Genomic DNA, 14,258 nt, shown 5'->3' with positions numbered 1-14,258 from the left:
AAAAGCGGCCTGCTTCGCAGTCCAGCGGGAGCAAGCTCCCTCGCCACAAGGCTTGCGCAAAACGGCGGCGTTCACCGTTCATAGCGTCAAAGATGCTCTTGGCCGCCGACGGCCCTATAATGCGCGCCGGTTTTTGGGGTAATGGTCATGAGTACAGAAGATCCGCGGTTTGCAGGCATCGCCCGTTTGTATGGCATCGAGGGCCTCGAGCGCCTGCGTGCGGCCCATGTGGCGATTGTCGGCGTCGGTGGCGTCGGTTCCTGGGCGGCGGAAGCCATGGCCCGCTGTGGCGTGGGCGAGATTTCGCTGTTCGACCTCGACGACGTCTGCGTCAGCAACGCCAACCGCCAGTTGCATGCGCTGGACAGCACCGTCGGCAAACCCAAGGTCGAAGTGATGGCCGAGCGCCTGCGCGGGATCAATCCGGATTGTACGGTGCATGCGGTGGCGGACTTCGTGACCCGCGACACCATGGCCGAGTACATCACGCCGAACATCGACTGCGTGATCGACTGCATCGACGCGGTCAACGCCAAGGCTGCACTGATCGCCTGGTGCAAACGCCGCAAGATTCAGATCATCACCACGGGCGGTGCGGGTGGGCAGATCGATCCGACGCTGATTCAGGTCTGCGACCTCAACCGGACCTTCAACGACCCGCTGGCTTCGAAAGTGCGCTCGACCCTGCGCCGCGACTACGGCTTCTCGCGCACCGTGACCCGCCATTACAGCGTGCCGTGCGTGTTCTCCACTGAACAGCTGCGCTATCCGAAACCGGACGGCAGCATCTGCTTGCAGAAGAGTTTTGTCGGCGATGGCGTGAAGCTCGACTGCGCCGGCGGGTTTGGCGCGGTGATGATGGTCACGGCGACGTTCGGCATGGTCGCGGCGACCAAGGCTGTGGACAAGATTGTGGCGGGTGTGCGGCGGCCGGCGGATCGCATCAAACCTCAGGTCTGAGGTTGTCAGTGATGGCCTCTTCGCGAGCAAGCACGCTCCCACATTGGATCTGTGGCGTTCACAAATCCCCTGTGGGAGCGGGCTTGCTCGCGAAGGCGATCAGCCTGCCAACTCATTCATGCGCTTGAGCACGGCATTCAAGCCATTACTGCGCGACGGCGACAATTGCCGCGACAGCCCCAGTTGATTGAACCAGTCGGGCAAATCCACCTGCTGCAACTCGGCAGCGCTCAAACCGTTGACCCGCAACAGCAGCAACGCCACCAACCCGCGAATCATCCGCGCATCGCTGGCAGCGCTGAATTGCCAGTGGCCGTCCTGCAATTCCCCCACCAGCCACATCTGACTTTCACAGCCATGCACGCGGTTGGCCTCGCATTTGTCCGCGTCATCCAGCGGCGGCAGACGATCGCCAAACTGCATCAGCAACCGTGCGCGCTGTTCCCAACCGGCAGCATTCTGAAAGGTCTGCAGCGCTTCGGCAGCGGCGAGCGGCAGGCTCATCGCAGCAACTCCAGGGCCTGATCCAGCGCTTCGAAGAAACGCTCCAGATCCTCGGAGTCGTTGTACAGCGCCAGCGACACACGAATAGCACCGGCCAGCTCAAAGCTTTTCAGCAACGGCATGGCGCAGTGATGCCCGGCGCGCACGGCGATGCCTTGCTCAGTCAGCAGATGCGCCAGATCGGCGTTGTGCACACCCTCGACGACAAAACTCGCCAGCGCCAGTTGCGGCTTGCCGAGCAGACGAATGCCGTTGCGCGCGGCCAGGCCTTGCAGCAGATAGGCGTGCAGCGCCGCTTCGTGGGCCGACACCGCGTCCTGATCCAGCCCTGCCAGATAATCGAGAGTGGCGCCGAGGCCGATCACGCTGGCAATCGGCGGCGTACCGGCCTCGAAACCCAACGGGGCAGGGCGGAAGCGTGAATCGTGATAATTGGCTTCCAGCACCATTTCGCCGCCGAACTGCCACGGCTGCAGTTGCTCAAGCGCCTTGTTGCGCCCGAACAACACACCGAGACCATCGGGGCCGTACAGTTTGTGGCTGGAAAACACGTAGAAGTCGCAACCCAGTGCCTGCACGTCGTGGCGACCATGCACCACACCTTGGGCGCCATCGACCACGGTCAGCGCGTTCTGCGCCTTGGCCATCGCCAGCAGCGCCGGCAGCGGTTGCCAGGCGCCGAGCACGTTGGACAGTTGACTGACCGCCAGCAAGCGAGTGCGCGGGGTGATCAGACGCACAGCGGCGCCGAGGTCGATCACGCCGTCGGCGTCCAGCGGCAGGATCACCAGTTTCAGGTCGCGCCGTTGTGCCAGTTGCTGCCACGGCAGCAGGTTGGCGTGATGCTCCAGGGCGCTGATGACAATTTCATCGCCCGGTTGGAAAAGATGCTCAAGGCCATAGGCCAGGAGATTCAGCGCGCTGGTGGCGCCGTGGGTGAAGATGATCTGCCCGCTGTCACCGGCATTCAGCCACTGGGCAACTTTCAGCCGACTGTCTTCGAACGCCTGCGTCGCGTGGGCGCCGGGCAGATGCTGCGCACGATGCACATTGGCTGCGCCGTTGGCGTAGTAGTGCGTTAGCGCGTCGAGCAGAGCCTGGGGTTTTTGCGTGGTGGCGGCGTTGTCCAGATAGGTCTGGTCTTGCCGTTGCAGGGCGGCGATGGCCGGAAAATCGGCGCGCCAGGGGGAGGGAATCATCATCTGTTCAGCCCTGTGAACTTGGGCGGGTGTACACCGAACCTTGTGGGAGCGGGCTTGCTCGCGAAAGCGGCGTGTCAGTCGACATCAATGGTGACTGACGCACCGCCTTCGCGAGCAAGCCCGCTCCCACAGGGGGATTGGGTGGCTGCTTAGTTGTGAGCGTGCAGCGCTTCGTTCAGCTCGATCGCCGATTTGTGGGTTTTGCACTCCACGGCACCGGTTTCCGAGTTGCGACGGAACAGCAGGTCGGTCTGACCGGCCAGTTCACGCGCCTTCACCACCTTGACCAGGTTGTTGTGCTCGTCCAGCAGCGCCACCTTGGTGCCGGCGGTCACGTACAGGCCCGACTCGACGGTGTTGCGGTCGCCCAACGGAATACCGATACCGGCGTTGGCGCCGATCAGGCAGCCTTCGCCAACCTTGATCACGATGTTGCCGCCGCCCGACAGGGTGCCCATGGTCGAGCAGCCGCCGCCCAGGTCCGAACCCTTGCCGACGAATACGCCAGCGGACACGCGGCCTTCGATCATGCCCGGGCCTTCGGTGCCGGCGTTGAAGTTGATGAAGCCTTCGTGCATCACGGTGGTGCCTTCGCCCACGTAAGCGCCCAGACGCAGACGTGCCGCGTCAGCGATGCGCACGCCGGCCGGCACCACGTAGTCGGTCATTTTCGGGAACTTGTCCACCGAGAACACTTCCAGCAGCTCGCCGCGCAGACGCGCTTCGAGTTGCATTTCGGCCAGTTCGCTCAGGTCGATTGCGCCCTGGCTGGTCCATGCCACGTTCGGCAGCAGCGGGAAGATCCCGGCCAGGCTTACGCCGTGCGGCTTGACCAGACGATGCGACAGCAGGTGCAGCTTGAGGTAGGCCTCAGGCGTCGAGGTCAGTTGTGCGTCTTCGGCCAGCAGAGTGGCGACCAGCGGCTTGTGGCTCTCGGCCAGACGAGTCAGCAGCTTGCCTTGAACGGCGTCGATGCCTTTGACCGCTTCAGCCAGTTGCGCAGCCTGTGCAGTGGTGAAAGTGATGGCCTGGTTGCCTTCGGTGTAACCGAGGATCGGCGCCACGGCGGCGACCAGTTCGGCCGAAGGGTTGAGCAGTGGCTGAGCGTAGAACACTTCCAGCCACGCGCCTTGACGGTTCTGAGTGCCGACACCAAAGGCGATGCTGAACAGAGAGTTGGACATGTGAATACCTCTAGCAATAAGTGACGGGCTGCTTTACTTGAGTGCGGCCGCGTAGATGTCTGGCTTGAAGCCAATCAGGGTTCGGTCACCGAGATCGAGCACCGGGCGCTTGATCATCGAGGGTTGAGCGAGCATCAGTTCGATGGCTTTCGACTGGTCGAGATCGGCTTTACGTTCGTCGTCGAGTTTGCGAAAGGTCGTGCCTGCACGGTTCAACACCGTTTGCCAGCCGTGCTCGTCACACCATTGGGTCAGGTGCTCACGGTCGATACCGGCGGTTTTGTAATCGTGGAAGTCGTAGCTGACAGCGTGTTCATCGAGCCAGGTGCGCGCCTTCTTCATGGTGTCGCAGGCTTTGATGCCGAAAAGGTGCAACGTTTTACTTGAAACGGTCAAGGAATCGCCCCCTTTACAGGTGCTGGAAAAAAATGGTGTCGGATTATGCCATGACCAAACGGTTTCGCGGCGCCGAGGTTTATCTGCTTGCAGATTACCCTGTGGGAGCGGGCTTGCTCGCGAAAGGGCCGTGTCAGTCGAAATCATTGCTCAATGACCCACAGCATTCGCGAGCAAGCCCGCTCCTACAAGTGGATTTGCGACAGGGCTGCGACATAGGTGCAACGGTCAGACGCATCCTAAGCGGCTAATATGGCAGTTCAACGCTGTCGATTGCCTGAGATTTCCGCTTTATGCAAACCGCTTACACCGTCCTTATCCTGCTGATGCTGGTCAGCGTTTCGCGTCTGGTTGGACGGGTCATTCCGCTGCCGCTACCCCTCGTGCAAATCGCCGCCGGTGCCTTGCTGGCCTGGCCGACGCTGGGCCTGCACGTGGCGCTGGATCCGGAACTGTTCCTGTTTCTGTTCCTGCCGCCGCTGCTGTTTTCCGACGGCTGGCGCATGCCCAAACGCGAATTCTGGCATTTGCGTGGGCCGATCCTGACGCTGGCGGTGGGCCTGGTGCTGTTCACCGTGGTCGGCGCCGGGTACTTCATTCACTGGCTGTTGCCGAGCATTCCGCTGCCGGTAGCCTTCGCGCTGGCCGCCGTGCTGTCGCCGACCGACGCCGTGGCCGTCTCGGCGATCTCGCAGAACCGTTTGCCGACGCCGCTGATGCACATGTTGCAGGGCGAGGCGCTGATGAATGACGCCTCGGGTCTGGTGACGTTCAAGTTTGCCCTCGTCGCGGCAGTGACCGGGGTGTTCTCGCTGGCCAATGCCAGCCTGACCTTCGTGCTGGTGGCGGTCGGCGGGCTGGCGGTCGGTGTTGCGCTGAGCTGGCTGGTCGGGCGTTTGCGCGCATGGATGATTGCCCGTGGCTGGGACGATCCGGCCACCCATGTGGTGTTCATGTTGCTGTTGCCGTTCGCCGCTTATGTACTGGCCGAGCGACTGGGTGCATCGGGGATTCTTTCGGCCGTCGCGGCGGGGATGATGCAGAGCTGGCTCGATCTGTTGCCACGGCAGACCAGCACCCGTCTGCTCAACCGTAGCGTCTGGTCATTGCTGGAGTTCGCCTTCAACGGTTTGATCTTCCTGCTGCTGGGCCTGCAATTGCCGGACATCATCAAAGCCGTGGTCAGCCACGAACCGACGTTGTGGCCGACCCTGCTGTATCGCGGCCTCGACGTGGTGGCGATTTTCCTCGCGCTGGTGCTGCTGCGCTTTATCTGGGTGCAGAGCATCTGGCGTTTGTCGGTGCTGCTGCGGCGGTTGCGCGGCAAGGGTGACCTGACGCAAGTACCCACGGCGCGCTCCTGCTGGTTGCTGACCGTTGGCGGTGTGCGCGGCGCGGTGACGCTGGCCGGTGTGATGTCGGTGCCGATGCTGATGGGGGCTGAGGCGTTTCCCGAGCGTGATCTGCTGATCTTTATTGCCGCCGGGGTGATCCTGTTGTCGCTGATTGTGGCGTGCATCGCCTTGCCGTTGCTGTTGCGCGGTATCGAAAAAAGTCCGGACGACAAGCGTCGTCAAGAAGTGCGCGATGCCTGGCGCAAGACCGCCGAAGCAGCAATCCATGCGCTGGAAACCGAAGAAGTTGCGCCGCAGGATGCCGCGCAGGCGGCGCTTTCGGCTGAACTCAAGGCGCGGATCATGTCCGAATATCGGCATCAGCTTGAGGTGTTCAACGATTCGGCTGAAGCCCAGGCGCTGGCGTTCCAGATGGATCTGCTGGAACGCCGTTTGCGCTTGAAGGCACTGCGCGCGCAGCGCCTGGAGTTGTATAGCCTGAGCCGTCATCACCAGATTGGTGATGACGTGCTCAGAGAAGTATTGGGCGAACTTGATTTGAGCGAGGCGAATCTGGGGCAGGTCAAATAGCCTGAGGGGGTAAGTTCACTCACACACCGGGTAAGGATAAGCGTTCGACATGAAGATTTTGTCCTGTTCGCTGAGATCCAGATTAATGAAGAGCTGAAAGTCACCGAGGGTCCAGGACTGCTTGATGCGATAGTGCATGATCGACGTTCGATCGTACGCCGAATAGATGCTTTCGTCGGGATTGCCGCGATCAAAGTACCAGTCGTGCAGGCGTTTGCGCGTCACGCTGGCCCGGTAGTCGTCTTCTTCCGGGTTGGCAGTTAATTCATGTTCCTCATAAATGGCTGGCATGTCCCAGGGGATGTTTGCCGTGGGGTTGGTTTGCTCATGCTCTGCGCCAAGCATGTGGCCGAACTCGTGCATTACATTGGCTGCGAAGTAGCGTGCGCTGTCGGCTGGGTGGGGCCAGAGTCTCATGGTCGGCTCATCGGGGAATAACCGGGCATCGGTACCAATAAATGAAGAAAACGTTCCTTCCTGGCTGAGTATGCGGATATCGCCCGCTTCACCTTCGACGAAATCAAACTTCAAATTAATGTGCGGCAACCAGTTGCTGGCGGCGGCGATGGTCGCGTCCTTGAATTCTTGCGTGCCATTGAGGAAGGCGATGCGAAGTGTGCAGCCGGGTGTCCAGAATTTCGCCGGATTTTTTTTAGCCCACATGTTTCTGAAACTCCCGAGCGTGTTTCAGAGGCCGGGATATTTGTGTGTTTTCAGATTTTCTGCGTGGGTAAGGCCATGTTGAGTGCATAACTGAACATCCATGTTTTCATTCTTCAGGTTTAACTTGTCGGGTTGCTTGGTGTTCCCGGCAAGTCGCTTTGAATGAGGGATGCTAGTGACTGAACTTGAGTGGGTAAATTGAATATGTGTGCGGTTTTATGACGGGTTACCGTGCCAGCAGAACTGGCACGGTAAAGTAACTTAGGACTGGCGAGTGACGAACGCGCGAATCCGCTCTGCGGCCTCGACACACTCGGCCAGTGGCGCGACCAGTGCCATGCGCACACGCCCGGCCCCCGGATTGACGCCGTCCACATCTCGCGACAAATAAGAGCCCGGCACCACGGTCACGTGTTCCTGTTCGAACAGGTCGCGGCAGAAGGCGGCATCGTCGCCGGCCACGTTCGGCCACAGGTAGAAGCTGCCGTCCGGACGCTGCACGTCCATTACCGGGCTGAGGATTGCCAGCACTGCATCGAATTTCTCGCGGTACAGCGCACGGTTGGCGCGTACATGCACTTCGTCATTCCATGCGGCAACGCTGGCCAGTTGGGTTTGCACCGGCATCGCGCAGCCGTGGTAGGTGCGGTACAGCAGGAAGCCCTTGAGGATATCGGCGTCACCGGCGACGAAACCGGAGCGCAGGCCCGGCAGGTTGGAGCGCTTGGACAGGCTGTGGAACACCACGCAACGCTTGAAGTCCTTGCGGCCCAGTTCGACGCAGGCGCTTAGCAGGCCTGGCGGCGGGGTCTGTTCGTCGAAGTACAGTTCGCTGTAGCACTCGTCGGCGGCGATCACGAAGTCGTATTCGTCGGCCAGGGCGATGAGTTTTTTCAGCACGTCGACCGGGATCAGTGCGCCGGTCGGGTTGCCCGGCGAGCACAGGAAAAGGATCTGGCAGCGTTTCCAGATGTCCGGCGAGACCGCATCGAAATCCGGGTTGAAGCCGTTTTCGTCCAGGCATGGCAGGTAGTGCGGCTTGGCCCCGGCGAGGAACGCTGCGCCTTCGTAGATCTGATAGAACGGGTTCGGGCTGACCACCAGCGCATCGTCGCCACGGTTGACCACGGTCTGGGTGAAGGCGAACAGCGCTTCGCGGGTACCGTTGACCGGCAGCACATTGCGCGCCGGATCAATCCAGCCGCTCGGTACGCCAAAGCGACGTTCGCACCAGCCGGCGATGGCTTCGCGCAGGGCCGGGATGCCAAGGGTGGTCGGATACACCGCCATCTGATCCAGATTGTTCGCCAGCGCTTCGGCGACAAAGCTTGGCGAGCGGTGTTTCGGCTCGCCGATCGACAGGGCGATCGGGCGTTTGTCCGGGTTCGGCGTGACCGTGCCAAGCAGGGCGCGGAGCTTTTCGAACGGGTAGGGCTGGAGCTGGTTCAGAGCGTTGTTCATGGGGGCCTCGTTCAATGTGGGAGCGGGCTTGCTCGCGAAAACGGTGTGTCATTGAATGATGTGTTGCCTGACACACCGCTTTCGCGAGCAAGCCCGCTCCCACAGGGGGGAAGTTGCTGGATCAAATACTGATGCGCGAAAGCTTGATATCCGGTTCCTGATTGACGCTCAGTTGCTCGACGATTGCGTCCTGCAAGCGGCTGCACAGCAGCGGGTCGGAGAGCGGCTGGTTGTGGGCGTCGGTGATGAAGAACACGTCTTCCACGCGTTCGCCCAGGGTCGCAATCTTGGCGTTCTGCAGCGACAGGTCGAACTCGAGGAAGATCCCGCCGATCCGCGCTAGCAGGCCCGGGCGGTCAGGGGCGGTGAGTTCCAGCACCGTCACCGGACGCTGGGCGTCGTTGTGGATCGTCACCTGCGGCGCAAAGGCGAAGTGCTTGAGCTGGCGCGGCACCCGGCGCTGGATGATCGTCGGGTAGTCGTCGGGGTTGCGCAGGGCTTCAGTCAGACCGTCGCGAATCTGTTTGACCCGCGCCGGGTTGTCGCCGATCGAGTCGCCGTCGGTGTCGAGCACGATGTAGGTGTCGAGGGTGAACTGGCTGCTCGAGGTGATAACCCGGGCGTCGTGAATGTTCAGGTTGAGCTGGTCCATCGCGGCCACGGTCACGGCGAAGAAATCGTGCTGATCCGGGGCGTAGATGAAGATCTGCGTGCCACCCTCGAATTCGCGTTGGGTGGTTTCCTTGATCAGCACCAGCGGGCCGCCATCGGCCGGCTGCTGCAGGATCGCGTCACTGTGCCAGGCCACGTCGCCGGCGGTATGACGGAGGAAATAGTCATCGCCCAACTGCGCCCACAACTGCTCGACGTCGTCCGGATCGGTGCCGCCGCGCACCAGAATGTCCAGTGCCGCGCTCTGGGTCTGGCGGATCTGCTCTTCGCGATCCACCGGGTTTTCCAGGCCACGGCGCAGGGCGCGTTTGGTCTCGGTGTAGAGCTGGCGCAACAGGCTGGCGCGCCAGGAGTTCCACAGGGTCGGGTTGGTCGCGTTGATGTCGGCTACGGTCAGCACATACAGATAGTCCAGACGGGTTTCGTCACCCACGATCTGGGCGAAATCGTGGATCACCTGCGGGTCGGACAGATCCTTGCGCTGTGCGGTGGTCGACATCACCAGATGGTTTTGCACCAGCCAGACGATCAGGCGGCTGTCCCACACCGGCAACTGATGGCGCTGACAGAACGCTTCGGCATCGACCGCGCCGATGTCCGAGTGATCGCCATGCCGGCCCTTGCCGATGTCGTGGTACAGACCGGCCATGTAGATGAGTTCGGGCTTGGGCAGTTTGGCCATGAGTTTGGCCGCCAGCGGGAATTTTTCCGACACCTGGCTGTACTGCAACTTACGCAGGTGCTTGATCAGGTTCAGGGTGTGCGCATCGACCGTATAGATGTGGAACAGGTCATGCTGCATCTGTCCGACGATAAAGCCGAACTCCGGCAGGTAACGCCCGAGAATGCCGTAACGGTTCATCCGCCGCAGGTTGCGATGGATGCCGATCTTGCACTTGAACAGCTCGATGAACAGGCTGGTATTGCGGATGTCGTTGCGGAAATTGTCGTCGATCAGATGCCGGTTTTCCCGCAGCAGACGAATGGTGTCGGCGCGCACGCCTTTGATTTCCGGCTGCTGGGCCATCAGCACGAAGATCTCGAGCATGGCGAACGGCGTGCGGCGGAACACGTTGTCGTTGCGCGCTTCGATGTAGCCGTCGTGCAGCTGGAAACGCGAGTTGATCGGCTGCGGTGGTGCTTCGTCTTCCGGGGCGAGGATCACTTCCTCGAAGTGCTGGATGATCAGGTCGCTGAGCTGGGCGATGCTCATCACTACGCGGAAGTATTGCTGCATGAAGTTTTCGACGGCCTGTTTGGCGTCGTCACCTTCAAAGCCCAGCAGGCCGGCAATGGTTCGTTGATGGTCGAACAGCAGGCGGTCTTCCGAGCGGCCGGCGAGCATGTGCAGGGCGTAACGGACTTTCCAGAGGAATTCCTGGGAGGAGGCCAACAGGGCGTTTTCGCTCTCGACCAGGAAACCTTCGCCGGCGAGGGCGCGCAGGTTCAGGGTGCCGTACTGACGCCGGGCCACCCACAGAATCGTCTGGATATCCCGCAGGCCGCCGGGCGAGCCTTTGACGTTGGGTTCCAGGTTGTATTCGGTGTCGTTGTACTTGTGGTGGCGGGCCTTCTGCTCGGCGCGCTTGGCCAGGAAGAACTCCTTGGCCGGCCACATGTGTGCGGTGCTGGTGACATCGAGCATGCGCTGGCGCAGACGCTCAGGGCCGCAAATGGTGCGGCTTTCCATGAGGTTGGTGACCACGGTCAGGTCGGCGCGGGCCTCTTCGGCGCATTCGTCGACCGAACGCACGCTCTGCCCGACCTCCAGACCGATGTCCCACAGCAGCGTCAGAAAACGCTCGATGGAATCGCGGAAAACTTCGTGGTCGGCGCTGTCCAGCAGGATCAGCAGGTCGATGTCGGAATAGGGGTGCAACTCACCACGGCCATAGCCGCCGACCGCGACCAGCGCGATGTCGGCGTCTTCGCTCCAGTTGAACTGCTCCCAGGCCTTTTGCAGGATGTTGTCGACGAACCAGGCACGGTCTTCGATCAGCCGGCGGATGTCGCGGCCGCTGCGAAAACGCGTGTCGAGGACCTCGCGAGCCTGGCGGATCGCCTTCTTGAACGCCGCAATGGGACTCGCTTTCAGGGCCAGTTCAGCCTGGAACTGGCCGCGGTCGAACAGTTCGGGATCCACCTGCGGCATCGATTGGCTTTCCTTCTATAAGGCTGGGAGCGTTCTTGGGATCAGGCCGAGACGCGCGGGATGGTGTCGTCGGCGCGCAGGGTGAAGATCTCGTAGCCGGTGTCGGTTACCAGCAGGGTGTGTTCCCACTGTGCCGAGAGCTTGCGGTCTTTGGTGATCGCGGTCCAGCCGTCACCCAGCACCTTGGTGTCGGCCTTGCCCTGGTTGATCATCGGCTCGATGGTGAAGGTCATGCCAGCCTTCAGTTCCATGCCGGTACCGGCGCGGCCGTAGTGCAGGATCTGCGGTTCTTCGTGGAACACCTTACCGATGCCGTGGCCGCAGAATTCGCGAACCACCGAGAAGCCGTTCTTTTCCGCGTGCTTCTGGATGATTTCGCCGATGTCGCCGAGGCGGCAGCCAGGTTTGACGATTTCAATCGCCTTGTACATGCATTCCTGGGTGACCTGCGACAGACGTTCGGCCCAGACCGGCACTTCACCGACGTGGAACATGCGGCTGGTGTCGCCGTGGTAGCCATCCTTGATCACGGTGACGTCGATGTTCAGCGTGTCGCCGTTTTTCAGTGGCTTGTCATTTGGGATGCCATGGCAGACCACGTGGTTGATCGAGGTGCAGATCGACTTCGGAAAACCCTTGTAGTTGAGCGGGGCAGGGATGGCCTGCTGCACGTTGACGATGTAGTCGTGGCAGATCTGGTTCAGTTGATCGGTGGTAACACCCGGTTTGACATGTTCGGCAATCATTTCCAGCACATCGGCGGCCAGTTTGCCGGCGACTCGCATGCCAGCGATGTCCTCGGGGGTTTTGAGGTTGACGGTCATACAGGCTCTCTCTGCGCTCGGCGGCGCTTACTGATACGGAGAGGGTGGCAAGTGTAGGATTTGCGACCCTGAAAAACGCGATTCTATCAGACGGAAGGAGCAAATCCGCGCCTGCGTGCATCGCGTCTGTCTATACAATGGTGCGCCTGAAGGCGATTCCAAGGGGGCTGCGCCCATGTCCTTGGTGCGATTACAGATTCCGGGTTCCGTTTCTGCGCACCCTGTGGTATAAAATGCGCCGCTTTCCGGGGATACCCCGAAAAGCTTAAATCCACACACGTGTCGACACGATGACCTGGGTGCTTTTGGCTTTATGCCACTGGTTGGTCATTGGGATACGTGGAGGCCAAACCCGACTTATTAAGGAACTATCATGTCCCAAGTCAACATGCGCGATATGCTGAAGGCCGGTGTGCACTTCGGTCACCAAACCCGTTACTGGAATCCGAAAATGGGTAAGTACATTTTCGGCGCGCGTAACAAGATTCACATCATCAACCTTGAAAAAACCCTGCCAATGTTCAACGAAGCTCTGACTTTCGTAGAGCGTCTGGCCCAGGGCAAAAACAAGATTCTGTTCGTCGGCACCAAGCGTTCCGCTGGCAAGATCGTTGCTGAAGAAGCAGCACGTTGCGGTTCGCCGTACGTCGATCACCGCTGGTTGGGCGGCATGCTGACCAACTTCAAAACCATTCGTGCTTCCATCAAGCGTCTGCGTGACCTTGAAGTTCAAGCCGAAGACGGTACTTTCGCCAAGCTGACCAAGAAAGAAGCGCTGATGCGCTCCCGTGACCTGGAAAAGCTGGATCGCTCCCTGGGCGGCATCAAGGACATGGGCGGTCTGCCAGACGCACTGTTCGTGATCGACGTTGACCACGAGCGCATCGCGATCACCGAAGCCAACAAGCTGGGCATCCCGGTCATCGGCGTTGTCGATACCAACAGCAGCCCGGAAGGCGTTGACTACATCATCCCAGGCAACGATGACGCAATCCGCGCTATCCAGCTGTACATGGGTTCGATGGCTGACGCAGTGATCCGTGGTCGCAACAATGTTGCTGGCGGCACTGTTGAGTTCGCAGCTGAAGAAACTCAGGCTGCAGCTGAGTAATTGACGCCCTGGCGTTGACTCAGTAAGCAAAAAGGGGGCTTGGCCCCCTTTTTGCCACCTCGAAAACCGTTTGTTGGCGCCCGTGTCTGGTGGCGCAGCCCCTGCATCTGTAACGTGCGGCGGGTACAAGGTGATTCGGGAAGAATTGAACGCCCGTTCGATCGGGTGGAATGGTTGAAAACCTATCCAAGAGGAATTTGAAAATGGCAGCAATTACTGCAGCGTTGGTTAAAGAACTGCGCGAGCGTACCGGCGAAGGCATGATGGACTGCAAGAAAGCCCTGGAAAAGGCTGACGGCGACATCGAAAAAGCCATTGATGACATGCGTGCTTCGGGCGCGATCAAGGCTGCGAAAAAGGCTGGCAACGTTGCCGCTGAAGGCGCAATCGCAATCAAGGACGACGGTAAAGCTGCCGTTATCCTGGAAGTGAACTCGCAGACCGACTTCCTGGCTCTGCAAGACGACTTCAAGAACTTCGTTGCTGCCAGCGTTGAAAAAGCTTTCGCTGACAAGCTGACCGACGCTGCTCCGCTGATCGCTTCGCAAGAAGCTGCTCGCGAAGCACTGGTTGCCAAAGTAGGCGAAAACGTCAACATCCGTCGTCTGACCCGTATCGAGGGTGACGTTGTAGGTTCTTACCTGCACGGCAACAAGATCGGTGTTGTTGTGGCTCTGAAAGGCGGTGACGTCGAGCTGGCCAAAGACATCGCGATGCACGTCGCTGCGAGCAACCCTGAGTTCCTGCTGCCTTCGCAAGTTTCGGCTGAAGCGATCGAGCGTGAAAAAGCTGTGTTCCTGCAGCTGAACGAAGAGAAGATCAAGGGCAAGCCAGAAAACATTGTTGAGAACATGGTCAAAGGCCGTATCAGCAAGTTCCTGGCAGAAGCGAGCCTGGTTGAGCAGGCGTTCGTCAAGAACCCTGAAATCAAGGTTGGCGAGCTGGCCAAGAAAGGCGGCGCAGAAATCGTTTCCTTCACCTACTTCAAAGTAGGCGAAGGCATCGAGAAGCCGGTCGACAACTTCGCTGAAGAAGTTGCTGCCCAGCTGGCTGCCGCCAAGCAATAAGACGGTTTTTCAACTGTCGCCCGAAAGAGGCTGCCCGCTCACGCGCGCAGCCTCTTTTCAGATGGGGTTACCAATTTTTTATTGGTTTCCACTGGGAACTGACTTACAAAGCCAGGTTCCGATGGCGCTGAAGCAGC

At 60.2% G+C, this 14,258-nt stretch carries 12 protein-coding genes; 4 read left to right on the top strand and 8 right to left on the bottom strand.

Annotated elements, in window-relative coordinates; translation table 11 throughout:
• Positions 1-141: 141 nt before the first annotated feature.
• Positions 142-960 carry a tRNA cyclic N6-threonylcarbamoyladenosine(37) synthase TcdA gene (gene tcdA, locus JFU48_RS01650; RefSeq protein ID WP_102355646.1) on the top strand — a complete coding sequence of 273 codons (819 nt, stop codon included), beginning with the start codon at positions 142-144 and terminating at the stop codon, positions 958-960.
• A 99-nt stretch (positions 961-1,059) separates the two neighbouring features.
• Here tcdA and JFU48_RS01645 read toward each other — a convergent pair whose 3' ends face one another.
• The 4 genes from JFU48_RS01645 to JFU48_RS01630 form a co-directional block, all read right to left on the bottom strand.
• Positions 1,060-1,464, bottom strand: coding sequence for a SufE family protein (locus JFU48_RS01645; protein ID WP_103486506.1), 405 nt, complete (start codon positions 1,462-1,464; stop codon positions 1,060-1,062).
• Complete coding sequence (locus tag JFU48_RS01640; protein WP_201135695.1) at positions 1,461-2,666, bottom strand: aminotransferase class V-fold PLP-dependent enzyme; 1,206 nt, start codon at positions 2,664-2,666, stop codon at positions 1,461-1,463. The genes JFU48_RS01645 and JFU48_RS01640 overlap by 4 nt, the downstream gene beginning before the upstream one ends.
• A 149-nt stretch (positions 2,667-2,815) precedes the next feature.
• Positions 2,816-3,850 (bottom strand): 2,3,4,5-tetrahydropyridine-2,6-dicarboxylate N-succinyltransferase, encoded by a 1,035-nt coding sequence (gene dapD, locus JFU48_RS01635; protein ID WP_003222105.1) that lies wholly within the window; start codon positions 3,848-3,850, stop codon positions 2,816-2,818.
• Positions 3,851-3,883: 33 nt separating this feature from the next.
• Positions 3,884-4,246, bottom strand: a complete 363-nt coding sequence (locus JFU48_RS01630) for an ArsC family reductase (RefSeq protein WP_003222107.1) — start codon at positions 4,244-4,246, stop codon at positions 3,884-3,886.
• Positions 4,247-4,539: 293 nt separating this feature from the next.
• Here JFU48_RS01630 and JFU48_RS01625 point away from each other — a divergent pair, with 293 nt between their 5' ends.
• Positions 4,540-6,171, top strand: a complete 1,632-nt coding sequence (locus JFU48_RS01625; RefSeq protein ID WP_201135694.1) for a Na+/H+ antiporter — start codon at positions 4,540-4,542, stop codon at positions 6,169-6,171.
• Positions 6,172-6,186: 15 nt separating this feature from the next.
• Here the strand turns inward: JFU48_RS01625 and JFU48_RS01620 are convergent, their stop codons facing one another.
• The 4 genes from JFU48_RS01620 to map all read right to left on the bottom strand — a co-directional run bounded on the left by JFU48_RS01620 (position 6,187) and on the right by map (position 11,943).
• The gene (locus JFU48_RS01620) at positions 6,187-6,834 is read right to left on the bottom strand and encodes a hypothetical protein (RefSeq protein ID WP_201135693.1); all 648 of its coding nucleotides are present in this window, start codon (positions 6,832-6,834) and stop codon (positions 6,187-6,189) included.
• A gap of 261 nt (positions 6,835-7,095) precedes the next feature.
• The gene (dapC, locus tag JFU48_RS01615) at positions 7,096-8,295 is read right to left on the bottom strand and encodes a succinyldiaminopimelate transaminase (RefSeq protein WP_003222115.1); all 1,200 of its coding nucleotides are present in this window, start codon (positions 8,293-8,295) and stop codon (positions 7,096-7,098) included.
• A 121-nt stretch (positions 8,296-8,416) separates the two neighbouring features.
• The gene (locus JFU48_RS01610) at positions 8,417-11,119 is read right to left on the bottom strand and encodes a [protein-PII] uridylyltransferase (RefSeq protein ID WP_201135692.1); all 2,703 of its coding nucleotides are present in this window, start codon (positions 11,117-11,119) and stop codon (positions 8,417-8,419) included.
• Positions 11,120-11,160: 41 nt separating this feature from the next.
• The gene (gene map, locus JFU48_RS01605) at positions 11,161-11,943 is read right to left on the bottom strand and encodes a type I methionyl aminopeptidase (RefSeq protein WP_103486500.1); all 783 of its coding nucleotides are present in this window, start codon (positions 11,941-11,943) and stop codon (positions 11,161-11,163) included.
• 373 nt (positions 11,944-12,316) lie between these two features.
• Here map and rpsB point away from each other — a divergent pair, with 373 nt between their 5' ends.
• Both rpsB and tsf read left to right on the top strand, forming a co-directional pair.
• Entirely contained in the window at positions 12,317-13,054 is a 738-nt protein-coding gene (rpsB, locus tag JFU48_RS01600; protein WP_003222119.1) for a 30S ribosomal protein S2, read from the top strand.
• 203 nt (positions 13,055-13,257) lie between these two features.
• On the top strand, positions 13,258-14,121 hold the full coding sequence (tsf, locus tag JFU48_RS01595) for a translation elongation factor Ts (protein WP_003222121.1): 864 nt from the start codon (positions 13,258-13,260) through the stop codon (positions 14,119-14,121).
• Positions 14,122-14,258: the final 137 nt, after the last annotated feature.

It is taken from the genome of Pseudomonas sp. TH49 (assembly GCF_016650625.1).
Taxonomy (GTDB): Bacteria; Pseudomonadota; Gammaproteobacteria; order Pseudomonadales; family Pseudomonadaceae; genus Aquipseudomonas; species Aquipseudomonas fluorescens_H.
The sequence above is the reverse complement of the archived record's forward strand: the minus strand, read 5'-3'. Positions and strand labels throughout refer to the sequence as shown.